At 60.3% G+C, this 21,449-nt stretch carries 16 protein-coding genes and 1 pseudogene; 5 read left to right on the top strand and 12 right to left on the bottom strand.

What is annotated here, in order from left to right:
• Positions 1-51: 51 nt before the first annotated feature.
• Positions 52-1,110 (bottom strand): HAD family hydrolase, encoded by a 1,059-nt coding sequence (locus ACXX81_RS24245; RefSeq protein ID WP_458572531.1) that lies wholly within the window; start codon positions 1,108-1,110, stop codon positions 52-54.
• A 242-nt stretch (positions 1,111-1,352) separates the two neighbouring features.
• Here ACXX81_RS24245 and ACXX81_RS24240 point away from each other — a divergent pair, with 242 nt between their 5' ends.
• Positions 1,353-2,744: an L-cystine transporter gene (locus tag ACXX81_RS24240; protein ID WP_458572530.1), complete on the top strand. Its 1,392-nt coding sequence runs from the start codon at positions 1,353-1,355 to the stop codon at positions 2,742-2,744.
• A gap of 31 nt (positions 2,745-2,775) precedes the next feature.
• Here the strand turns inward: ACXX81_RS24240 and ACXX81_RS24235 are convergent, their stop codons facing one another.
• From ACXX81_RS24235 to ACXX81_RS24225, 3 genes are all read right to left on the bottom strand, one after another.
• Positions 2,776-3,063 (bottom strand): type II toxin-antitoxin system RelE family toxin, encoded by a 288-nt coding sequence (locus tag ACXX81_RS24235; RefSeq protein ID WP_209986002.1) that lies wholly within the window; start codon positions 3,061-3,063, stop codon positions 2,776-2,778.
• Positions 3,053-3,292, bottom strand: coding sequence for a type II toxin-antitoxin system RelB/DinJ family antitoxin (locus tag ACXX81_RS24230; protein WP_458572529.1), 240 nt, complete (start codon positions 3,290-3,292; stop codon positions 3,053-3,055). Before ACXX81_RS24230 ends, ACXX81_RS24235 begins: the two co-directional genes overlap by 11 nt.
• 83 nt (positions 3,293-3,375) lie before the next feature.
• Entirely contained in the window at positions 3,376-3,888 is a 513-nt protein-coding gene (locus ACXX81_RS24225) for a dihydrofolate reductase (protein WP_209986006.1), read from the bottom strand.
• A 69-nt stretch (positions 3,889-3,957) separates the two neighbouring features.
• On the opposite strand from ACXX81_RS24225, the gene ACXX81_RS24220 reads away from it, so the two are divergent.
• Positions 3,958-5,337, top strand: coding sequence for a DUF2868 domain-containing protein (locus tag ACXX81_RS24220; RefSeq protein WP_458572528.1), 1,380 nt, complete (start codon positions 3,958-3,960; stop codon positions 5,335-5,337).
• Positions 5,330-6,697 (top strand): DUF3482 domain-containing protein, encoded by a 1,368-nt coding sequence (locus tag ACXX81_RS24215; RefSeq protein ID WP_458572527.1) that lies wholly within the window; start codon positions 5,330-5,332, stop codon positions 6,695-6,697. The genes ACXX81_RS24220 and ACXX81_RS24215 overlap by 8 nt, the downstream gene beginning before the upstream one ends.
• Here ACXX81_RS24215 and ACXX81_RS24210 read toward each other — a convergent pair.
• The 7 genes from ACXX81_RS24210 to ACXX81_RS24180 form a co-directional block, all read right to left on the bottom strand.
• Positions 6,694-7,248, bottom strand: a complete 555-nt coding sequence (locus ACXX81_RS24210; RefSeq protein ID WP_231422747.1) for a phosphonate degradation HD-domain oxygenase — start codon at positions 7,246-7,248, stop codon at positions 6,694-6,696. The two genes, ACXX81_RS24215 and ACXX81_RS24210, sit on opposite strands and share 4 nt — an antisense overlap.
• Positions 7,248-8,381: a TIGR03364 family FAD-dependent oxidoreductase gene (locus ACXX81_RS24205; RefSeq protein WP_209986013.1), complete on the bottom strand. Its 1,134-nt coding sequence runs from the start codon at positions 8,379-8,381 to the stop codon at positions 7,248-7,250. The genes ACXX81_RS24210 and ACXX81_RS24205 overlap by 1 nt, the downstream gene beginning before the upstream one ends.
• Before the next feature lie 124 nt (positions 8,382-8,505).
• The gene (locus tag ACXX81_RS24200; protein ID WP_458572526.1) at positions 8,506-9,528 is read right to left on the bottom strand and encodes a putative 2-aminoethylphosphonate ABC transporter substrate-binding protein; all 1,023 of its coding nucleotides are present in this window, start codon (positions 9,526-9,528) and stop codon (positions 8,506-8,508) included.
• A gap of 19 nt (positions 9,529-9,547) precedes the next feature.
• A complete protein-coding gene (locus ACXX81_RS24195; protein WP_458572525.1) occupies positions 9,548-11,254 on the bottom strand; it encodes a putative 2-aminoethylphosphonate ABC transporter permease subunit in 1,707 nt (568 codons plus the stop codon).
• Between the two features lies 1 nt (position 11,255).
• On the bottom strand, positions 11,256-12,320 hold the full coding sequence (locus ACXX81_RS24190) for a putative 2-aminoethylphosphonate ABC transporter ATP-binding protein (RefSeq protein ID WP_231422751.1): 1,065 nt from the start codon (positions 12,318-12,320) through the stop codon (positions 11,256-11,258).
• A 143-nt stretch (positions 12,321-12,463) separates the two neighbouring features.
• Entirely contained in the window at positions 12,464-13,327 is an 864-nt protein-coding gene (locus tag ACXX81_RS24185; RefSeq protein WP_209986024.1) for a LysR family transcriptional regulator, read from the bottom strand.
• Between the two features lie 16 nt (positions 13,328-13,343).
• The gene (locus ACXX81_RS24180; protein ID WP_458572524.1) at positions 13,344-15,569 is read right to left on the bottom strand and encodes a heavy metal translocating P-type ATPase; all 2,226 of its coding nucleotides are present in this window, start codon (positions 15,567-15,569) and stop codon (positions 13,344-13,346) included.
• Between the two features lie 86 nt (positions 15,570-15,655).
• Here ACXX81_RS24180 and cadR point away from each other — a divergent pair, with 86 nt between their 5' ends.
• Positions 15,656-16,096, top strand: a complete 441-nt coding sequence (gene cadR, locus ACXX81_RS24175; protein ID WP_209986031.1) for a Cd(II)/Pb(II)-responsive transcriptional regulator — start codon at positions 15,656-15,658, stop codon at positions 16,094-16,096.
• 134 nt (positions 16,097-16,230) lie between these two features.
• Here cadR and ACXX81_RS24170 read toward each other — a convergent pair.
• Positions 16,231-16,509 (bottom strand): annotated as a pseudogene (locus ACXX81_RS24170) (thymidylate synthase); the annotation flags it as partial.
• 347 nt (positions 16,510-16,856) lie between these two features.
• Between ACXX81_RS24170 and ACXX81_RS24165 the strand changes: the two are divergent.
• Positions 16,857-21,356: an NACHT domain-containing protein gene (locus tag ACXX81_RS24165; RefSeq protein WP_458572523.1), complete on the top strand. Its 4,500-nt coding sequence runs from the start codon at positions 16,857-16,859 to the stop codon at positions 21,354-21,356.
• The last annotated feature ends 93 nt before the right edge of the window (positions 21,357-21,449 follow it).

Here is a 21,449-nt window from a genome sequence, read left to right as displayed (position 1 = left end):
CATGTGGGAGGGGGCTTGCTCCCTCCCACAGTTGCCTGTGTACACCCGGAGTTACTGAATCTCGTCAGGCTTGACGATCACCCAGTTCTTGTCTGCCGTCACCGGCAACCCTTCCTTGGCCTGCGCCGCTGCGTGCTTGGCCATCATGCCGTTCAGTTGGGTCATGTATTTGTCCTTGCGGTTGATCCACAGGTGGATGCCGCCCTTGGCCACGTCCACGTCGTGAAACAGCATGTAGCCATCGCTGGTCGGTGTGTCGCCGCCGACGATCACCGGTTTTTTCCATTCGTCGATGTAGGTGAGGATCGCCGCGTGCTTGCCGGCCATCCAGGTCGCCGGGGTCCACAGGTAAGGGGTGAGTTGCAGGCCAAGGTTGGCCTTCTCGTCATACTTGCCGGCGGCGATCTGTTTACGTGCGGTGGTCAGCTCGCCGGTCTTGCGGTCCTTGAGCAGGGTGCTCACGCCGATGACGTTTTCGGGTTTGACGTTGTAGCCGTACTTCGGATCGGCCGCGACCATGCGCACCAGCTCCTCGGACGCGGCAGTCATCACGTACACCTCGATGCCGTTTTCCATCAGCTTGTTGTACAGCTCGGCCTGGCCGGTGAAGACCTTCGGCGGCTGCACCTCGGATTTCTTCACCACGTCGCCTTCGAAATAGCTGACCGGCACCGGTTTGCCGGACGCCATCAGCTCATCCACCTGCACCTTCAGCTCCTTGAGGGTGAAGCCGGAGAACACCTGGGCCACCCACGGGTAGCAGACCATGTCGTCCACTTCGCACAGACGATAGTAGTAACTGAACAGGCTTTCCTTGTGCTCGGCGGTGTCTTTGAACGGCATCAGCTTGAGCGAGGGGTCGAGACTGTCACGCGTAATCAGCCCCTTGTTTTCCATGTAGGGCAGCAGGGACTCTTCGAGGTCGTAGCGGTAGCTGGTGTTGTCCATGTCGAAGACCGCGTAGTTACCCTTGTTGGCGTTGGCCGCGATCATTTCATTCAATTGCTTGGCGGCCGGCGCAGGCCAGTGTTTCAACTCGGTGGCGGCGAACGCCTGACTGGCGAGACCGAGGCAAAGTGCGGCGGCAAGAAGTTTCGGCGCGAGCTTCATAGGCGTTGGTTCCCTGAGTGAAAGACACCGACCCTAACAAATCCCTGTGACAGTTCCCATGTCGTGCACGACCGTGCACATCGTGATTGCGGCAGACACATACGCCTGAACGTCACATGCTTATTCCAAAAACGACAGTCACCATTCCATATCGGTATTAAATCAATATATTTCAAGGTGTTAGCCTTCCCGGTTCGCAATCGCAGGCTCTCGCGATTGGCTGCCTTCTCATTGGAGCTTCAATGAATCTGCCCCTGATCCTCAACTTGCTGGTGTTCGTGGCCCTGCTGCTGGGCCTGGCACAAACCCGTCGCACGAACTGGAGCCTGGCGAAAAAGGTGCTGTTTGCCTTGGCGCTCGGCGTTGCGTTCGGTGTGGTATTGCACGCCATCTACGGCGCCGGGCACCCTGTGCTCAAGGCCTCGATCGGCTGGTTCGACCTGGTCGGCAACGGCTACGTGCAACTGCTGCAAATGATCGTGATCCCGCTGGTGTTCGCCTCGATCCTCAGTGCCGTGGCGCGCCTGCATAACGCTTCGTCCCTGGGCAAGATCAGCTTCCTGACCATCGGTACGCTGCTGTTCACCACGGCAATTGCGGCATTGATCGGCATCGGCCTGACCAACCTGTTCGGCCTCACCGCCCAAGGGCTGGTGGCCGGCACCCAGGAAATGGCGCGCCTGCAAGTGATCCAGAGCGATTACGCGGGCAAGGTCGCCGACCTGAATATCCCGCAATTGCTGTTGTCGTTCGTGCCGGCCAACCCGTTCGCCGACCTGGCCCGGGCCAAGCCAACGTCGATCATCAGTGTGGTGATCTTCGCCGCGTTCCTCGGGGTTGCCGCGCTGCAACTGCTCAAGGACGACGTGGAAAAAGGCCGCAAGGTCGTCAACGCCATCGACACCCTGCAAGCCTGGGTGATGCGCCTGGTGCGCCTGGTGATGAAACTGACGCCGTATGGTGTATTGGCGCTGATGACCAAGGTGGTCGCCGGCTCCAACCTGCAGGACATCATCAAGCTCGGCAGCTTCGTCGTGGTGTCGTACCTGGCCCTGGGCCTGATGTTTGTGGTGCACGGCGTGCTGCTGTCGCTGGCCGGGGTCAACCCGCTGCGGTTTTTCCGCAAGGTGTGGCCGGTGCTGACCTTTGCCTTCACCAGCCGCTCCAGCGCGGCGGCGATTCCGCTGAGCATTGAAGCGCAGACCCGTCGCCTGGGCATCCCGCAATCCATCGCCGGCTTCGCCGCCTCGTTCGGCGCGACCATCGGCCAGAACGGCTGCGCCGGTCTCTACCCGGCGATGCTGGCGGTAATGGTTGCGCCAACCGTGGGCATCAACCCGCTGGACCCGCTGTGGATCGCAACCCTGGTGGCGATTGTGACCTTGAGTTCGGCCGGTGTGGCTGGCGTGGGCGGCGGCGCGACCTTTGCCGCGTTGATCGTATTGCCGGCGATGGGCTTGCCGGTGTCACTGGTGGCGCTGCTGATTTCCGTGGAACCGCTGATCGACATGGGCCGCACGGCGCTGAACGTGAACGGCTCAATGACGGCCGGCGCGATTACCAGCCAGATCATGGGGCAGACGGATAAGGCCTTGCTGGAGGCCGATGAGCATGCGGAGTTAGCGCAGGCCTGACGAAATAAGCTGGCAGGGAGTTCACTCCCTGCTAGCTCAAACGATCAGCCGCTTTTCGGTAAACCTCATCACGCTCACGCCTATCTACAGCCACCACGAACACCGTGATCTCCCGATCTATCACTTGATAGACCAATCGATAGCCGCTGCTGCGGAGCTTGATTTTGTAGCAATCGGGCAAACCATGCAGACGGCTGGCCTCAATGCGTGGATTGATCAATATTTCAACCAACTTCTTTTTAAACTGTTGACGAACGGTATCGCCCAGTTTGTGCCACTCCTTCAAAGCGCGTGCATCAAACTCGAGTTCATAGGTCATCCAACGAAACCTTTACTCGCTGCGGTACTGCCAGCCGCTCCCGAACGGTTGCCAATAATGCTTCATCCTCTTCAGTCATAAGGACTGGTTTGAACGGTAATTGGCCTCGCTCTGCTACGTACTGCAAGGCTTGACGGATTAATTCCGATGGGGTGACGCCGAGCTTTTCCAGCTCGTGATAAGCACGCGCCTTCAGTTCGTCATCGATACGTACGTTGATAGAGGCCATCAGGCAGCCCTCACTGTAAAGACATTAGTCATTACGGTGGCGCAAGAAGCCTTTTTTTGCAAGTCAGGCTTATCGCCCCCAGGTCAGGCTTTTTCCCACACTTCGAAGTTGTACGCCGGCTTTTCCCCCTCGGCCGCATTCTCGACAGTCGACACCAGCGTCCACTGGCTGCGATCAAACTCGGGAAACCACGCATCCCCCTCAGGGCTCAGCGCCACTCGCGTCAGATAAAGCCGATCCGCCTGTTCCAGCCCCTGCGCATACAATTGCGCGCCGCCGATCAGCATCAGCTCGTCCACACCTTGCGCCAGCGCCCATTGTTCAGCGCACTGCACCGCCGCTTCCAGCGACGGAAAAACTTGCGCACCTTCGAGCGCCAAGTCGGTCTGACGGCTGACCACCAGGTTCAAGCGCCCCGGCAACGGTCGGCCCAGGGAATCCCAGGTCTTGCGCCCCATGATGATCGGCTTGCCCAGCGTGGTGGCCTTGAAATATTTGAAATCCCCCGGCAAATGCCAGGGCATGCTGTTGTCGACGCCGATCACGCGGTTTTCACCGAGGGCTGCGATCAGGCTTAAAGGGAGAGTTTTTTTCATGGCGACGAGAATACCAGACCCGCCAGACTGCGGTTATGCTCCAGGCTCACTTGTTCAACAGGACCGCGCGTGACAGCACTGCCCCCCCTGCAAAAACTTTGGCTGACGGAAGCCGTGCGCCTGCGCGAAGAACACGCCGGCCCCCTGGAAGACCTCGAAGCCAACCGCCTGGCCCGCGCGGCCGGTGGCGACCTGCCGACACGTATTGTGCACCGCGCCCTGCACCTGGCCGAGCGCGACGGGCTGAGCGCCGCCCTCACCCGCTGGCTGCAAGGCGCGCGTCTGGCGCTGGTGTTGCTGGCCATCGTGGCCGTGATCAGCGGCGCCGGCCTGGGGTTTGCAGCGCTGGGTAACGGCCTTGTACCCGTGAATGTGTTTTGGGCCCTGGGCAGCCTGCTCGGCTTGAACCTGATCCTGTTGATGAGCTGGGCACTGGGCCTTTTGTTTGCCGGCGAACACAGCGCCAGCCTCGGGCGCCTGTGGCTGTGGCTCAGCGAAAAACTTGCACGCGATGCCAGGGCCGCCCAACTGGCGCCCGCCTTGTTGCTGCTGTTGCAACGCCGCAAACTCAATCGCTGGGCAGTCGGCGTGCTGGTCAACAGCCTGTGGCTGCTGGCCCTGCTCAGCGCCCTGGTGATTGTGCTGACACTGCTCGCCACTCGCCGCTACGGCTTCGTGTGGGAAACCACCATCCTCAGTGCCGACAGCTTTGTCGCCGTGACCCAGGCCCTTGGCGCCGCGCCCGCCGCGCTCGGTTTCAACGTACCGAACGTCGAGATGATCCGCGCCAGCGGCGACGCCGCGCTGAATATCGAAAGCGCCCGCCAGGCCTGGGCTGCCTGGCTGGTCGGTGTGTTGCTGGTGTACGGCGTGCTGCCAAGACTGGTCCTCGCTTTGCTGTGCCTGTGGCGCTGGAAACACGGGCGCGCCGCCCTGAGCCTGGACCTCAACCTGCCCGGCTACAGTCAACTGCGCGAGCGGCTGATGCCGAGCAGCGAGCGCCTTGGGGTCAACGATGCCGCGCCGCAACAGCTGCATCACATCACCGGCGGCATCAGCGACCTGGCGAGCGACGGCGCGCTGCTGGTGGCCATCGAACTGGACGATCAGCGCAGCTGGCCGCCGAAACTGCCCGCCAACGTAAAGCACGCTGGCATCCTCGACAGCCGCGAATCGCGCAACACGCTGTTGGAACAACTCACGCGCTTTCCGCCCGCACGCCTGGCCATCGCCTGCGACCCGCGCCGCTCGCCGGATCGCGGTAGCCTGGCGCTGATCGCTGAACTGGCGCGCAGTGCCACCGCCACCCGCGTGTGGCTGCTGCAAGCGCCGCCCGGCCAGGCGTTGGACGCCGAGCGCCTGGGCGATTGGCACAGCGCGCTGCAACAGCTGGAACTGCCCTTCGCCGACAGCGCGCCACTGAACTGGCTGGAGACCGGTCATGACTAAACCGCTGACACTCGCCGTGGTCGGCCACACCAACGTGGGCAAGACCTCGCTGCTGCGCACCCTCACCCGTGACGTGGGGTTCGGCGAGGTCTCCCATCGCCCCAGCACCACGCGGCATGTGGAAGGCGCGCGCCTGTCGGTGGATGGCGAAGCCTTGCTGGAGCTGTACGACACGCCTGGCCTGGAAGATGCCATCGCCCTGCTCGACTATCTGGAACGCCTCGATCGCCCCGGCGAACGCCTCGATGGCCCGGCGCATCTGGCCCGCTTCCTCGACGGCAGCGAAGCGCGCCAGCGTTTCGAACAGGAGGCCAAGGTGCTGCGCCAACTGCTGGCCTCGGACGCTGGCCTGTATGTGATTGACGCCCGCGAGCCGGTGCTGGCCAAGTACCGCGATGAGCTGCAGGTGCTGGCCAGTTGCGGCAAACCGTTGCTGCCGGTGCTCAATTTTGTCAGCAGCAGCGAGCACCGCGAGCCCGACTGGCGCGAAGCCCTGGCGCGCCTCGGCCTGCATGCGCTGGTGCGTTTCGACAGCGTGGCGCCGCCCGAAGACGGTGAACGCCGCCTGTACGAAAGCCTGGCCCTGCTGCTGGAAAACGCTCGACCACAACTGGAACGCTTGATTCTCGACCAGGACGCCCAACGCCAGGCCCGCCAGCAAAGCGCCGCCCGCTTGATCGCCGAGCTGTTGATTGATTGCGCCGCATGCCGACGCAGCGTGGTGACCGAAGATGAGCAGCAAGCCGTCGGCGATCTGCGCAAAGCCGTGCGCCAGCGCGAACAAAAATGCGTGGAGGCGTTGCTCAAGCTGTTCGGCTTCCGCCCCCAGGACGCCGCCGCCAGCGACCTGCCACTGCTGGACGGGCGCTGGGGTGATGACCTGTTCAACCCGCAAACCCTCAAGCAATTGGGCGTGCGCGTCGGCGGCGGGATCGCTGCCGGCGCAGCAGCGGGTGCTGGCGTGGATTTACTGGTCGGTGGCCTGACCCTCGGCGCCGCCGCGCTTGCCGGCGCAATTGCCGGCGGCGCGCTGCAAACCGCACGCAGCTACGGCAGCCGCCTGCTGGGCAAGATCAAGGGCCAGCGCGAACTGACCGTCGACGACAGCGTGCTGCGTCTACTCGCGTTGCGCCAGCGCCAGTTGCTCAAGGCCCTGAACCTGCGCGGCCATGCGGCGATGCACAGCATCAAGGTCGACACGCCCCAGGACAAAACCTGGCGCGAAGGCAAGCTGCCGGACGCACTGCACAAGGCCCGCGCCTACCCGCAATGGTCGTCCCTCAACCCCGGCGCAAGACTGAGCCAGGCCGAACGCCACGAACAGGTCGAAGCCCTGGCAGGGCGACTGGACGAGCCCTAGCCCGCCAACACCTGCCGTGCCTTGACCTTGAGCAGGTCGAGGTCGAGTACCGGCACCTGCACGGCTTTAGCCTGCTCGTCCCAATGACGCAGGCGCAGGCTAACCGCGCAGAGCGGGTCCTGTTCAAAGGCCAGCGCCTCTTCGGCGCTCATCACGCCGCCCTGATAAGCCAGGGTGCGCCGGCTGGCTTCGCTTAGCCGCGCGTAATAACCCGGCTGACTGAAGGTGAGGTAACGCTTGGCCTGCACGTGGTATTCCACCAGCCGGGCCAGGCGTTCGCTGAAACCGGCACGGCGCAGGTAGTCCGCGCCCAGTCGCTCATGGCTGAGCACGCCATAACCGCCCATGTTCTCGCCGCCCTGCCCGCACAAGTGGCCGATATCGTGGAAGAACGCCGCCAGCACCACTTCATCGTCAAAACCCTCGGCCATCGCCAGTTGCGCGGCCTGGGACATGTGCTCGAGCTGCGACACCGGCTCGCCGATGTAATCCGCCGTGCCGTGCTGCTCGTACAGGCCGAATACCTCGGCTATCGCCTGCTCCCGGTCCATCACGCCTCCCCCCACAACGTGGTGATATTGCGCTCGCCAAGCGCCGGGCCCACGCTCATGCCCACGCCGGTGTGCATCAATGCCGCGCTTACGCCCGGTGCCGTGCGCAGGAATGAAAACGGACCCGGCCCCCGCGAGCCATAGACGCCCTGCCAACGTTCGATCACCTGGACCTTGCAGCCCAGGGTCTGCTCGGCCAGCTCGATCAGCCAGTCGTCGACCTGCTCGGCATTGAACGGCGAGGCATCGCTGCCGTAGTCGTGGGAGTCGCCGATGATCAGTTCGCCATGGGGCGTAGGGCTGATCAGCAGGTGAATGCCGTGTTCATGCAGGTGCGGCGCCTCGCGCAGTATCTGCGCCTGCACCGGCGCGGCTTCGGGCAAGTCGGCAAACGCGCCGTAGTGCACACAACTGAGGCCCGTGAGCAAGGCATGTTGCAGGTTCAGATTGCGCGCAGGCCGGGCGCGCAGCATTTGCAGGCGGCAGATATGCGGGTTGAGTTGGGCGATCGGCTCGGCCAACAGGGTCTGGTAGTCGTGGCCGGAGCAGACAATGATCTGCTCACCGCGAAAACTCCCCGCCGTGCTGTGCAACTGGCCGGGTTCGACGTCGCGCACCAGCGTGGAAAAATAAAACTCCACGTTCAGCGCCTGGCGGAGGTAGTGGATCAGCGCCGGGATCGCTTCGCGCGAATATAGCTGCTGATCGTCCTTGCCATGCAGCGCGGCGCGGTGATGGCGGAACTGGCCGTCGTACAGGCCGCGCATCGCAGCGCCCTGCAACAGCTCGACGTTGTAGCCGTATTCACGGGCACGCCCGGCGCAGAAGGCTTCGAGCAGGTGCTCTTCGGCTTCGGTGCGGGCGAACAGGTACGCGCCATTGCGCTTGAGTTGCAGCCCGGCAACCTCGGCCCAGTGGCCCCAGATGGCGCGGCTTTCGCGCGCCAGGTCAAGCATCGTGCCTGGCGGCTGCCCGGTGACCAGGGCCTGGCCGAAGTTGCGCACCGAGGCGCCCAACGGCGTGGCGCTGCGCTCGAACACCTTGACCTTGAGGCCGCGCTTGGCGGCGGCGTAGGCGTGGGACAGGCCGAGGATGCCGGCGCCGACGATTAACAGATCACTGTGTTGTGTCATGGAGTGATGCCCTGAATGTGAGACCGCTATCGGGAGCAAGCCCCCTGCCACAGTTGCTGTGCGAACACATTCAAATGTGGGAGGGGGCTTGCTCCCGATGAGGCCATCAGCCTTAAAGAAAACCTTACTGGCCCGCCACCTTCTCCGACTTGCCGTCATAGCGCTTGCGCCACTCGGTGAGGATGCTGTCGCGGTTCTTCGACGCCCACGCAAAGTCATTCTTGATCAGGCGCTGCTCGTAGTCCGCCGGCAATTCGGTCTGCGGTTTGGCGATGCCCGGTTGGGCGAGCACGGCAAAGTTGTCCTTGTACAGGTCCATCGCCGCCGGGCTGGCGGAGAAGTCGGCGAGCTTTTTGGCCGCGTCGGCGTGGGCGGTGCCCTTCATCACAGCGGTGGCTTCAATGTCCCAGCCCAGGCCTTCCTTGGGCAGGATGATGTCCAGCGGCGCGCCCTGGCGTTTCAACTGCACGGCCGGGTATTCAAACGAGATACCAATCGGGAATTCCCCGGAAGCGGCCAGCTTGCACGGCTTGGAGCCGGAGTGAACGTATTGGCCGATGTTCTGGTGCAGGTCGTCCATGTACTGCCAGCCCTGCTTCTCGCCGAAAGTTTGCAGCCAGGCGCTGACGTCGAGGAAGCCAGTGCCGGACGATGCCGGGTTAGGCATCACGATCTTGCCCCTGTACTCGGGCTTGGTCAGGTCCTGCCAGCTCACCGGTTTGGTCAGGCCCTGTTTCTCGGCTTCAACGGTGTTGAAGCAAATGGTCGCCGCCCACACGTCCATGCCGACCCAGGCCGGTGGGTTGGCGGCGTCGCGGTAGTTTTTGCCGATCTTGTCCAGATCCTTCGGCGCGTAGTTTTCAAGCATGCCCTGCTGATCGAGGATCGCCAGGCTCGATGCCGCCAGTCCCCACACCACGTCAGCCTGCGGGCGGGCTTTTTCGGCCAGCAGCTTGGCGGTGATGATGCCGGTGGAGTCGCGCACCCATTTGATCTCGACGTCAGGGTTGGCTTTTTCGAAGGCTTGTTTGTAGGTCTTCAACTGCTCGGCTTCGAGGGCCGTGTACACGGTCAGTTCGGTCTTGGCGAAGGCATTCAGGCTGAATGCGGTGAGGACGGCAGCGACCAGCGTCAGGGGCTTGAACATGGAACACCTCCTTCAAGGATTATTGGCCGGGCGCGCTTTGGCGCCAGGCTTGGGAGCGGCGCAACGCGCCACGTGAGGCCCACGCCAGCAACAGCGAGACGCTGCCTGAGGTGAACAGAATCAGGGTCGACATCGCCGCCGCGCCGCCCACATTGCCGGCGTCGTCCATGTTCAACACGGCGACGGCGGCGAGGATGGTGTCGGGGCTGTAGAGGAAGATGGCGGCGGACACGGTGGTCATCGCCGACACAAACAGGTAGCGCACGATGTCCAGCAGCGCCGGCAGGCAGATCGGCACGGTTACGCGCAAATAATGGCGGTACAGCGGCGCCTTGAGGGACAGCGCAGCGGCTTCGAACTCGGCGTCCAACTGGCGCAGCGCAGTGGTGGCGGTCATCTGCGCGGTGGTCAGATAATGCGCAATGGTGCACACCACCAGCAGGGTCATGGTCCCGTAGAACACATGCAGCGGGTTGCCGTTGAGATTGAAAAAGAACACGTAGCCCAGGCCCAAAACCAGACCCGGCACCGCCATCGGCACAAAGCTGAGCAGGCGCAGGGCCAGGTTCAGGCCCTTCTGCCCCCTGGTTTTTTCCATCAGGTAAGCGCCGGTGAAGATCAGCACGCTGCCGATCAATGCGCTGCACAGCGCCAGGATCAGGCTGTTGCGATAGGCCAGCCAGCCGCCGCCGGCGGTGTCTTCGAACTGGTAGTGACTGAGCGACAGCGACAGGTTGTACGGCCAGAATTTCACCAGCGAGGAGTACACCGCCATGCCGAAGACCAGCAACAGCACGGCGCAGATCAGCACCACGATGGCCAGGTAGCAGGCGTCCCGTGCCCGCGATGGCGCCGGCCGGAAGACTTGGGCGCGGCCGCTCATGGCGTCGCCATGGCGACGGCGCAACCAGGTATCCACGCCAAAGCTGAACAGCGCCGGCAGCAGCAACACCATGCCGATCAACGCGCCGCGCCCAAACTGTTGCTGGCCGACCACCGCTTTGTAGGCTTCCAGCGCCAGCACCTGATAATCACCGCCCACCACCACCGGCACGCCGAAGTCGGTGATGGTCAGGGTAAACACCAGGCAGAACGCCGCGAACACTGCCTGGCGCGTGGCTGGCCAGGTGATGCTGCGAAACGCCCGGGCGGGGCTGGCGCCCATGCTGGATGCGGCATCGAACAGCCGCGCATCCGCCAGCGAGAGCGCCGAGAGCAGAATCATCAGGGCGTGTGGGAAGGTATAGATCACCTCCCCCAGCACGATCCCCCAGAAGCCGTAGATATTGTCCGCGAGCAAGCCGCGCAGCAGGCCCTGGTTGCCGAACAGGTAGACCAGCGCAATCCCCGGCAGCATCGACGGGGCCATCAGCGGCAGCAACGACAGGCCGCGCCAGATCGGCTTGGCGGGGATCAACGTGCGTTGCAGGGCGTAGGCAAACAGGTAGGCCAGCGGTACGACAATCGCCGCCACGCTGAGGGAGACTTTCAGGCTATTGCCCAGCAACCAGTGGAAGTTGTCGCTGGTGACCAGTTCCCGCGCCGCTACCAGCCCGCCGCCCTGCCCGGCCTCGCTGCTGAAGCCGCGCCAGAAGATCGCCAGCAATGGCAGCAGGACCGCAACGCCCAGCAGCAGCAACCACACCAGCTTGCCGCCGAGCACGAACAGGCGGTCGCCCATTTCAGCGCGGGACACCTGGCGCGGTAACGTCATGACCGCCGCCATCTTAGGCGAACACCTGCAGGCTGCGCGGTGGCAGGGCCACCCAAATGTGCTGGGCGCCCAGGCGCGGCATGGCTTCCGGGGCCAGTTCGGCCAGCAGCGGGTGGCCGGGCAAGTGCTCCAGCTCGAAGCTCATGCGGCAGCGGTTGCCGAGGAACGTGATCTCGCGCACCTTGGCCGGAAACAGGTTTTCTTCATGCACAGGCGGGTTGACGCTGATGGCTTCCGGGCGGCAGAACAGCCGCCCGGAGGTGGCCACGCCCGCGTCGTCGGCCAGGCGCATGTTCAGCCCGCCGACCTGAGCGTGGCTGGCACTGTTGCGGCTGAACGGCAGCCAGTTGCCCTGGCCGACAAACTCGGCCACGAACGGCGTGGCCGGACGGTCGTAGATCGCCTGAGGTGTGGCGTATTGCTCGACCTTGCCGTTGTTCATCACGGCAATACGGTCGGCCATCAACATGGCTTCGTCCTGGTTATGGGTGACCATCAGCGTGGTGACGCCCAGCCGCCGTTGCAGTTGGCGCAGCTCGGTGCACAGGTGCTCGCGCACCCGGGCGTCGAGGGCCGACATGGGTTCGTCCAGCAACAGCAACGACGGCGCCGGGGCCAGGGCGCGGGCCAGGGCCACGCGTTGTTGCTGGCCGCCGGAGAGTTGCCCGGGGTATTTCTTTTCACTGCCGACCAGGTCCACCAGTTCGAGCATCTGGCCGACGCGCTGGCGCACTTCATCGCGGCCGCTGCCGGTGAGGCCGTAGCCGATGTTCGCTTCGACGGTGAGGTTGGGAAACAGCGCGTAGGACTGGAACAGAATGCCGTAGTCCCGTGCCTGGGGCGGCAACAGCGATACGTCGCGCTCGCCCAGGTAAAGCTCACCGCTGTCCTGGCGCTCAAGGCCGGCGATGCAGCGCAGCAAGGTGGTCTTGCCGCAACCGGACGGGCCCAGCAGGCACACCAGCTCGCCGGCGGCGACGTCCAGGGACACGTTGTCCAGCGCGGTGAAGGCACCGAAGCGTTTCTGGATACCGCGCACGCGCATCGGCGCACCGGGGTTGTTCAGGGCTGTGTTCATGGGGGCACCTCATCAAACGGATGAAGGCCATGCTAGGGGGGCAATGCGTCGCGGGTGTGGCAGGAAGGCAAAACCCGGTGATAGTGGTATTGGTGGGTTTGGGTAGGCCTTAAGGAATGAGTTGTCTGGGCCACCACAAAACCTCAGAGCGGCGACATTTCCTGCGCCAACCCCAGAAACGCCGCCGGCAAGCGCGCGCCCTTCCTCTCCTTGAGGCAGTACAGATACTCCGGAATCTGCGGCGCATTCTCGATGGTCAGCACGCGCAATTGCGGGTCATGGGGCACTTCCTGTCGCGCAATGATGCTGATACCGATATTGCGCAGCACCGCCTCGCGGATCGATTCGCGGCTGCCGATTTCCAGCAGCGGGCCGTAACTCACGCCAGCGCCCTGCAACATTTCTTCGGTCAGTCGGCGCGTGGTGGAGCCTGCTTCGCGCATCAACAAGGTGTGCCCGGCCAGCGCCGTCAGCGGCACATGATCGAGCGCAGCCAGCGGATGATTGCGATGCACCGCCAGAACCAGCGGGTCGCTGCCCAATACGCGACGAATCAGCCGTGGGTCTTCCAGCAGCTGCGAAGACGCGGCGACGTCGACGCGGTAGTCATCCAGCGCTTCAAGCACCTGCTGCGAGTTGCCGATTTCCACCGACACGTCCACCAGCGGCAGGCGCTCGCGGAAGGCTTTGACCAGGTCAAGAATGTAGTACGGCGCCGTGGCGGCAATTCTCAGCGCGCCCTGCACCTGGCCGTTGTTGCGCAGGAAAAACTCGATATCCGCTTCCTGCTGCAACAGCGCCTTGACCATCGGCAGCATCCGCGCGCCGTCGTCGCTGACCGTCAGGCGGCGCCCGCCACGGTAGAACAGCTCAATGCCGTACTGGCTTTCCAGATGACGGATCTGGGTGGTGACGGTGGGCTGGCTCAGGCCGAGCTTTTTTGCCGCCTGGGTGATGCTGCCCAGGCGGGCGACCATGAAAAACGCTTTCAGCTCGGCACTCAGCACACCCGCCCCTCATCGTTTATTTGCGCAACAGGCGCAGGCCATTGAACACCACCAGCAGGCTCACGCCCATGTCGGCGAACACCGCCATCCACATGGTGGCCATGCCGAGGAAGGTGACGGCCAGGAAGATCGCCTTGATCACCAGCGCCAGGGCGATGTTCTGCTTGAGGATACGCGAGGTTTGTCGCGACAAACGAATGAATGCCGGGATTTTGCGCAAGTCATCGTCCATCAGCGCGACGTCGGCGGTTTCGATGGCGGTGTCGGTGCCGGCCGCCGCCATGGCAAAGCCGATTTCGGCGCGGGCCAGGGCCGGGGCGTCGTTGATGCCGTCGCCGACCATGCCGACGCGGTGGCCCTGCTGGTAGAGGGTTTCGATGGCTTGCAGCTTGTCGGTGGGCAACAGGTCGCCCTGGGCCTGGTCGATCCCGACCTGGGCGGCAATCGCCTGCGCTGTGTAGGTGTTGTCGCCGGTGAGCATCAGGGTCTTGATGCCCAGCTCGTGCAATTGCCGGATGGCTTCGCGGCTGCTGTCTTTCACCGTATCGGCCACGGCGAACAGCGCAAGCGGGCCGGACGCGTCGAGCAGCAGCACCACGGACTTGCCTTGTTTCTCCAGGGCGAACAGCTTTTCTTCCAGTTCGGGCGAGCACAGGCCCAGGTCTTCCACCAGGCGATGGTTGCCCAGGTGGTAGGTCTGGCCATTGATATCGCCGCGCACCCCGCGACCGGCCAGAGCTTCGAAGTTATCCACAACGTGCACCGGCAGTTTCTTATCCACAGCCGCATTGGCGATTGCCAGCGACACCGGGTGATCGGAACGCCCGGCCAGGCTGGCGGCAAGCGCGGGGGCGCTGTCTTCGACGGTGGGGAACAGCGCCAGGTAATCGGTTTGCACCGGCTTGCCGTGGGTAATGGTGCCGGTCTTGTCCAGGGCCAGGTAGTCGAGTTTGTAACCGCCCTCCAGGTACACGCCGCCCTTGATCAGGATGCCCTTGCGCGCCGCCGCCGCCAGGCCACTGACGATGGTCACCGGGGTGGAAATCACCAGCGCGCAGGGGCAGGCCACCACCAGCAGCACCAGGGCACGGTAGATCCAGTCCACCCAGACGCCGGCCATGAACAACGGCGGGATGATCGCCACGCCCAGGGCAAACAGGAACACCACGGGGGTGTAGATCTTCGAAAAGCTGTCGACAAAGCGTTGGGTCGGCGCGCGGGCGCCCTGGGCCTGTTCCACGGCGTGGATGATCCGCGCCAGCGTGGAGTTGTTGGCCGCGGCCGTCACCTTGTATTCCAGAGAGCCGGCCTGATTGATGGTGCCGGCGAAGACCTTGTCGCCCACGGTCTTTTCAATGGGCAGGCTTTCACCAGTGATCGGTGCCTGGTCGATAGTAGACTGGCCGGCGGTGACTTCACCGTCCAGGCCAATGCGCTCGCCGGGTTTAACCCGCACGATGGCGCCGAGATCGATACCTTTGACTTCCTTTTCGACCCAGCTGCCGTCCGCCTGCTGCACCGTCGCCTGCTCCGGCGTCATCTGCATCAAGCCGCTGATGGCATTGCGCGCACGGTCCAGAGACTTGGCTTCGATCAACTCGGCCACGGTGAACAGGAACATCACCATCGCCGCTTCCGGCCACTGACCGATCAACACGGCGCCGGTCACCGCGATGCTCATCAGCGCGTTGATGTTGAGGTTGAGGTTCTTCAGGGCGATCCAGCCCTTTTTGTAGGTGGTGAGGCCGCCGCTGAGGATCGAAACCAGTGCCACCAGCGCAATCAGCCAGGTCGGCGCCACGCCGGAAAAATGCAGCACCTCGGCGCCCAGCGCACCGACGCCGGACAACGCCAGCGGCCACCAGTGTTTTTTCGCCGGCGGCTCGGCGGCCGGCGTGCCCTCTTCAATCGGATCGGCCTGCATCCCCAGGGACTTGATCGCCTCGACGATCGGCGCGGTGCTCGGCAGGTCATGGGTGACGCCGAGGATACGGTTGATCAGGTTGAATTCCAGCTGCTGCACGCCGGCCAGCTTGCCCAGTTTGTTCTGGATCAGCGTCTGCTCGGTGGGGCAGTCCATCGCTTCGATACGAAAGGTGCTCAGGCGCGAGCCCGCCGTGGGTGCCTCGCTCAGTTGCACCCGCGCCGGCGCCGGCTCACTGGAACAGCAGGCGCCGCCATGGTTGTGCACGGGCGTGAGTTTTTTGGGTGCATGATCGTGGGTGTGCAGAGAATCGCTCATTCTGTCGCGTCCTTATAAGGTGCCTGTTGCCAAGTAAAGACCCTGTAGCCACTATAGGGTCAAGCACCCATTTGGAGATTGCTGCAATGAAGATCGGCGAATTGGCCAAACACACCGACTGCGCGGTGGAAACTATCCGCTACTACGAGAAGGAAGGCCTGCTGCCGCCCCCGGCGCGCACCGATGCCAACTACCGCGTATACACCCAGGCGCACACCGAGCGGCTGATCTTCATCCGCAACTGCCGCAGCCTGGACATGACCCTCGAAGAAATCCGCAGCCTGCTTGGCCTGCGCGACAGCCCCCAGGATCAGTGCGAAAACGTGAATGCGTTGATTGATGAGCACATCCACCATGTGAAAGCACGGATCGACGGGCTGCTGGCGTTGCAGGAACAGCTGCTCGACCTGCGCCAGCGCTGTGGCGGCGGCCCGGAATGCGGGATTTTGCAGCGGCTGGAGGTAAGCGGGAGTGTGCAGGCCAGCGAAGCGGAGCCTTCACACGTGGGCCGCAGCCACGGGCACTGATACCGCCAGGGTTAACACCAGATCCAAATGTGGGAGGGGCTTGCTCCCGATTGCAGAGCGTCAGTCAACAGATGCTTGAATGACACACCGCTATCGGGAGCAAGCCCCCTCCCACACTTGACCGAGAACGACGCTTAGATCGCGACGTCAGCCTTGATGCTCGGATCGGCGTCGTAGCCCACGATCTCGAAATCTTCAAACCTGTAATCGTAGATCGACGCAGGCTTGCGCTTGATCACCAGCTCCGGCAGCTTCTTCGGCGTGCGCGCCAGCTGAGTGCGGATCTGCTCCATGTGGTTGCTGTAGGCATGAGTGTCGCCGGTGGTGACGATGATCTCGTGAGGGATCAGGTCGCACTGCTGGGCCAGCATGTGGGTGAGCAACGCCAGCGCGGCGGTGTTGTACGGCAGGCCGAATGGCTTCATGCGACTCACATAATGCACACTACGATTAAGATCTTTAGCAAAAACCCGAGCATCTTAGAGTGCATGATTATAATTGCACATTACGCCTGTAAAAACAAGAGCTTACCCCCCCACTAATGAATATTTTCTCTAGGCCTTTCCCTATAAGCCTCGGATGAAATGGGCAGCTCCGGCCAACGTTCACTGCTAGCGTGAAGCCCCGCTATTTCCATCATATTGTCCCAAGCGAAAGCAGAGGCCCTCGTGGGCAAGCCGCTCCGGATTCGCCTGGAAACCTATACAATCGGCATAGGCAATCTGCCATTACGACTATCACTTCTCGCAACGGACGCAACATGGATTACAGACGCATCAGAGGCATGGATTCAGGACAGCGCCTCGCCTTTGAAGAACTCGTTTGCCAGCTTGCACGACGAGAGGCACCAGCCGCTGACGCTGAATTTAGGCGAATAGAGGGTGCCGGCGGGGATGGCGGTATCGAAGCTTACTGGTTGCTCAGTGATGGGAGCGAAATCGGTTACCAGGCAAAATACTATCTAAAAGCAGGTGACATTGATTGGGCCAATATTGACGACTCTGTCAAACGCGCCCTGCAGTCACATCCATCGTTAACCAAATATGTTGTTGCGTTAGCGTGCGATCTGACTGATAGGAGCGGCAAACAAGCTAGCGGGAAAAGAGGCTGGGAACATTGGGAGGCTCATAAGGCAACATGGACGTCTTATCTTCCTTTGGGCCATAAAGTCGAATTTATTCCCTGGACAGCTTCAGACCTGACTGCCCGACTGTCGCTCTCAAATGCCGAAGGATTAAAAAGGTATTGGTTCGGGGACATTGAGTTTTCACCGAAATGGCTTTCAGAAAAGGTCGAATGGGCAATTAAATCCCTCGATGAAAGATATCATCCTGAAGATCATGTTGAAGTCGGTATTGAAAAGTTATTTCAGATAATTTTACGAGATCAGAGCATCATTTCGGAACTTCAGGAAAAGATCGACAAACTCTCTGCGCTGGCCAAGATCAATGATGTAGAGAGCCTGCTAGGAAGCGGTAGCACTGCTCTGATAGAACGCGTTACATTCCAGGTGAAAACGCTTGTCGACCTGAGACAGAAGCTCACATCTGATGCTTGGACAACTTGGCCGCTGGCAGAGTGTCTTACGTATATTGAAGAAATCTCGGACGACGTCCATTCCCTTGAAAGCCTTACTTGGAAAGCCAAGGAAGAGAGGCGCAAGGATAGAAACTCAAGCGACCAATCTTTAGAATACTTACAACATCGCTTGAGTGAACTTAGTAACGCATCGTATGCATTCAGATCTTCTCTTCAAGACAGATATTTTTCTGCAGCGTTTAGTCGTAGCTTTTTTCTGTTCGGAAAAGCCGGCACCGGAAAGTCTCACTTACTCGGTAATATTGCTCAGCAAGCCATACTAGACGGCAGGGTCGCCATCCTGATATTGGGCCAACACTTGAACAATGAGAGTGTCTGGAGCCAAGTCACTAACCGGCTAGGCCTTGGCGATATCGATCCTGACGCCTTCCTTCAAGCCTTGAGTGCTGCTGCTGAGGTTACGGGCAAGCGCGGTTTGATTTTGATCGATGCTTTGAATGAGGGGTCAGGTATAACTCTTTGGCGTAAGGAGCTTGCAGAGTTTATCGGAAGAATCGAAAAGCATAAAAACCTGCTCGTCGTGTTCAGTTGCAGAACGGAATATACGCCGTACGTCATACCTGCGACTCTCAAAGAACAAATTCCATCATTTCAGGTTCGCGGATTCGTGACCAATGACGAGCAGACCCGCGCCGCACGCATCTATCTTGGAAAACGAGGGATTTCCCAACCCAACACTCCTTGGTTAGCTGCCGAATTCGTCAATCCGTTATTCCTTCGAAGTGCCTGTACTGCACTCGAGAGAGAGAATCAAAAATGGTTCCCCAGAGGTTTAACAGGTACGAAACAAGTCTTTTCGTTTTATCTTAGAAGTATTGCTCGAAACCTAGGCGCGGGCAGGGATGGCAGTGATGATCTTGTCAAACCTACCAATCAGGCACTGTCTGTAATTGCTACGGATATGGCGTCGAAACAACATGACTATGTTCAGCACTCCGATGCCATACGAATCGTCGCTGAAAAATTTCACGCTTTTCCAGCTCCATCAGGAACAACCTGGTTTGAGGTACTTCAGCGAAATGGCTTGTTTCGGATGGATCCAGACCCGAAGAGTCGGGATGCTGATCCGTTCGATGCACCAGAGGACATTGTTCGCTTCAGCTTCCAAAGGTTACAAGACTACTTGATGGCTTCGGGGCTTTTGGGCGAAGTTGAAGATCCAGCTGAAGCATTGAAAAGCGGTTCACTTCAATTCATTCACAATGGTAAACGGCTTCACGGTAAGTGGGCCGGACTGACGGAAGCACTCTCCGTACAACTACCTGAACGCTTCCAAAAGGAGCTCCTAGACGTCATGCCTGGTGGCGTAGATCGCTGGGCAAACGAGCACTCTGTTCGCAGTGCATTTATCGAGAGTATCCGGTGGCGAGCCAACGAATCCTTCAGCAACCGTACACTTGAGCTCTTCAATTTTTTTCTATCCGAAAGCGAAGAGCATTTCGACATTATTCTCCAGGTGAGTGCAAGCGCTGACCATCCATGGAATGCGAAATCCCTGCACTGCCGGCTAGCTGCTCAGAGCATGGCCAAACGTGATGCTTCATGGACTATTCAGCTTAACAGCCTGCCCATGGACGAGGAAAATACTGCCCAGCGATTGATTGAGTGGAGTGCCTTTGAGCAGAGCGAACAAACAGATCCAGGGATTCAGCATCTCTGCGCTATAACCCTGACTTGGTTTTTCGCTAGCTCCAATCGTGAACTACGAGATAAAGCCACCAAGGCGCTCACGTCGCTCATGATTTGGAACCCCACCTTGTATGGGATGCTGTGCACGGACTTTTCCGGCGTGGACGATCTCTACGTCCTTGAACGCCTGCACACAGCGGCATACGGAGCATGCTGCATCGATCCAGACCAGCATCGACTACACGCCTATTCTGAGATCGCAAATACAGTGGTTTTTGACAGAGAGGATGTTCCGCTTTCGATTATTCTCAGGGACAGCGCATTGGGCATTATTGAGCTCGCGCGGCTAAAAGGTCACCTGCCTGAACAGGTTGATATCATGAAGGCGATGCCTCCTTATCACTCACAAACCGTCAGACTTTCCGTGTCCGAGGACGCCCTCGAAAAGGTTGCAAAGCGGGCTGGAGACTCCCAGATTCTGGATTCTTGCACTGGCTGGGGAGGCGATTTCGCGAGCTATCAAATCCAACCTAGGGTCAGCTCATTTTTGAACGTACCACTGGTTTCGCCTGAGCCACTTAGCGCTACCGAAATGTATGAGAGGTTCGAGGATGAGGTCATTAACCACTGCGAGCTGAGGACTCGCGTCCTAAAATTGATGCATGATTTTAGCCCTAATCCCTTCAGAGACCTCAGGCTCGGTCTTTCTGAACAAGACGTTGAAGAAAGCTCAAAAAACTTCAAGATGGCTGAAAGCCTTCTGCTGGAGTCCTTAAGCTCTGGAGAGCGGATTAGGTATAAAAAAGAATATAAAAAACGCTTCAAGTTGCCTAGAAATGCTCGTGAACAGCTTCCTCACATCGACATAAATTCGGCAAAGCGCTGGGTCGCCAAACGAGCCTATAACTTCGGCTGGACGAAAAAGTTGTTCCCACATGATCGTAGCCTTCGGCATGACTACAGTCGTGATCGGCCATTAGTTGAGCGCATAGGAAAAAAATACCAATGGCTTGCTCTCGATGAGCTTCTCTGCAGCCTAGCCGACAACAGATGGTTATCGGAAAGGACTGAGCAGGGATCGCGTCGGTATGCCTACCCTTTGGACATCGGTACTCATCGAGAAATCGATCCAACCATTTTGCTTGCTGACGAGCGCAGTCGCCCCCAAAGGCAATACCCTTCGGTTGAGAAATTTGAGATATCAATTCGAGAGACTCTCGAAGCGGATGTGGGGAAATGGCCTTTTGAAGAGGAACCTTCAGCCGGCATAACGAACCTAGTTGGCCGTGAAGATTTAACCGGTGGGACGTGGGTAGTCCTGCACGAACATCGCTCAGTAACCGAGCGATACGAAGAGAAGCAAGGTCGGGAGCATGGCTCCAGGCAATCACAGTGGCGCTTCCTGTTACCGGTAGTCGTGAGAAAGGAAGACGAACAGCAACTTCTTGATTACATCCGGATAAAGCAAAAATTGGACGTAGACTCTTGGACTGCCCGTGACTTCACTAACGATGGTTATCTCAGAGAAGCGCCATGGCGCTCGACATGGGAACAAGAGCAGTGGTCAACATACGAATTTTACGAATTGGGTGAGATAGAGGTCGCCTATCCCTGCTTCCGTCACTACTGGGAACCACACCTGGATGTCTCAATGCCCGAAGGTGCTCAAGCTTTGATACCAGCGCCGTGGCTCGCCCAGCGGCTAAACCTAAAGCCCCATCCTGAGGATGCGACTATCTATGTGGATCACATAGGGGAAACGCGCTTCGTTTGCGGAAGAAGCCCAGATGATGGGTCGCACGCGTTCATTGACCAGCAGCTGTTCCAAACATTCCTGAAAGAAGATGGGCTCGCTTGCGTATGGATATTTATCACGGATAGGAGCGCATGGCCGGGCGGTGAAAACGAAAATGCATCCCGACGACGCTCAGAGGGTGTGGTGTGGTACGAGCACGGCAAACCACAGATGACTCATTGGAGCGATGATTGGGCTAGGGGAGATTCAAAGCAGCATGTGCCAGCAAAAGTGTAGTTAACCAGATCACATCGGTAGTTCAGCTAGCCAGCTTGAACATCGTACCTGCTTACCCGGCTCTGCCCCCCAGAGCTGGCTAACCTTCGTCGT

This window comes from Pseudomonas sp. GNP013 (assembly GCF_054343995.1).
The sequence above is the reverse complement of the archived record's forward strand: the minus strand, read 5'-3'. Positions and strand labels throughout refer to the sequence as shown.

Coding starts and splice junctions, on each gene's coding strand:
- ACXX81_RS24245 (WP_458572531.1), bottom strand. CDS start 1,110: ATGAAGCTCGCGCCGAAACTTCTTGCCGCCGCACTTTGCCTCGGTCTC.
- ACXX81_RS24240 (WP_458572530.1), top strand. CDS start 1,353: ATGAATCTGCCCCTGATCCTCAACTTGCTGGTGTTCGTGGCCCTGCTG.
- ACXX81_RS24235 (WP_209986002.1), bottom strand. CDS start 3,063: ATGACCTATGAACTCGAGTTTGATGCACGCGCTTTGAAGGAGTGGCAC.
- ACXX81_RS24230 (WP_458572529.1), bottom strand. CDS start 3,292: ATGGCCTCTATCAACGTACGTATCGATGACGAACTGAAGGCGCGTGCT.
- ACXX81_RS24225 (WP_209986006.1), bottom strand. CDS start 3,888: ATGAAAAAAACTCTCCCTTTAAGCCTGATCGCAGCCCTCGGTGAAAAC.
- ACXX81_RS24215 (WP_458572527.1), top strand. CDS start 5,330: ATGACTAAACCGCTGACACTCGCCGTGGTCGGCCACACCAACGTGGGC.
- ACXX81_RS24210 (WP_231422747.1), bottom strand. CDS start 7,248: ATGGACCGGGAGCAGGCGATAGCCGAGGTATTCGGCCTGTACGAGCAG.
- ACXX81_RS24205 (WP_209986013.1), bottom strand. CDS start 8,381: ATGACACAACACAGTGATCTGTTAATCGTCGGCGCCGGCATCCTCGGC.
- ACXX81_RS24200 (WP_458572526.1), bottom strand. CDS start 9,528: ATGTTCAAGCCCCTGACGCTGGTCGCTGCCGTCCTCACCGCATTCAGC.
- ACXX81_RS24195 (WP_458572525.1), bottom strand. CDS start 11,254: ATGGCGGCGGTCATGACGTTACCGCGCCAGGTGTCCCGCGCTGAAATG.
- ACXX81_RS24190 (WP_231422751.1), bottom strand. CDS start 12,320: ATGAACACAGCCCTGAACAACCCCGGTGCGCCGATGCGCGTGCGCGGT.
- ACXX81_RS24180 (WP_458572524.1), bottom strand. CDS start 15,569: ATGAGCGATTCTCTGCACACCCACGATCATGCACCCAAAAAACTCACG.
- cadR (WP_209986031.1), top strand. CDS start 15,656: ATGAAGATCGGCGAATTGGCCAAACACACCGACTGCGCGGTGGAAACT.
- ACXX81_RS24165 (WP_458572523.1), top strand. CDS start 16,857: ATGGATTACAGACGCATCAGAGGCATGGATTCAGGACAGCGCCTCGCC.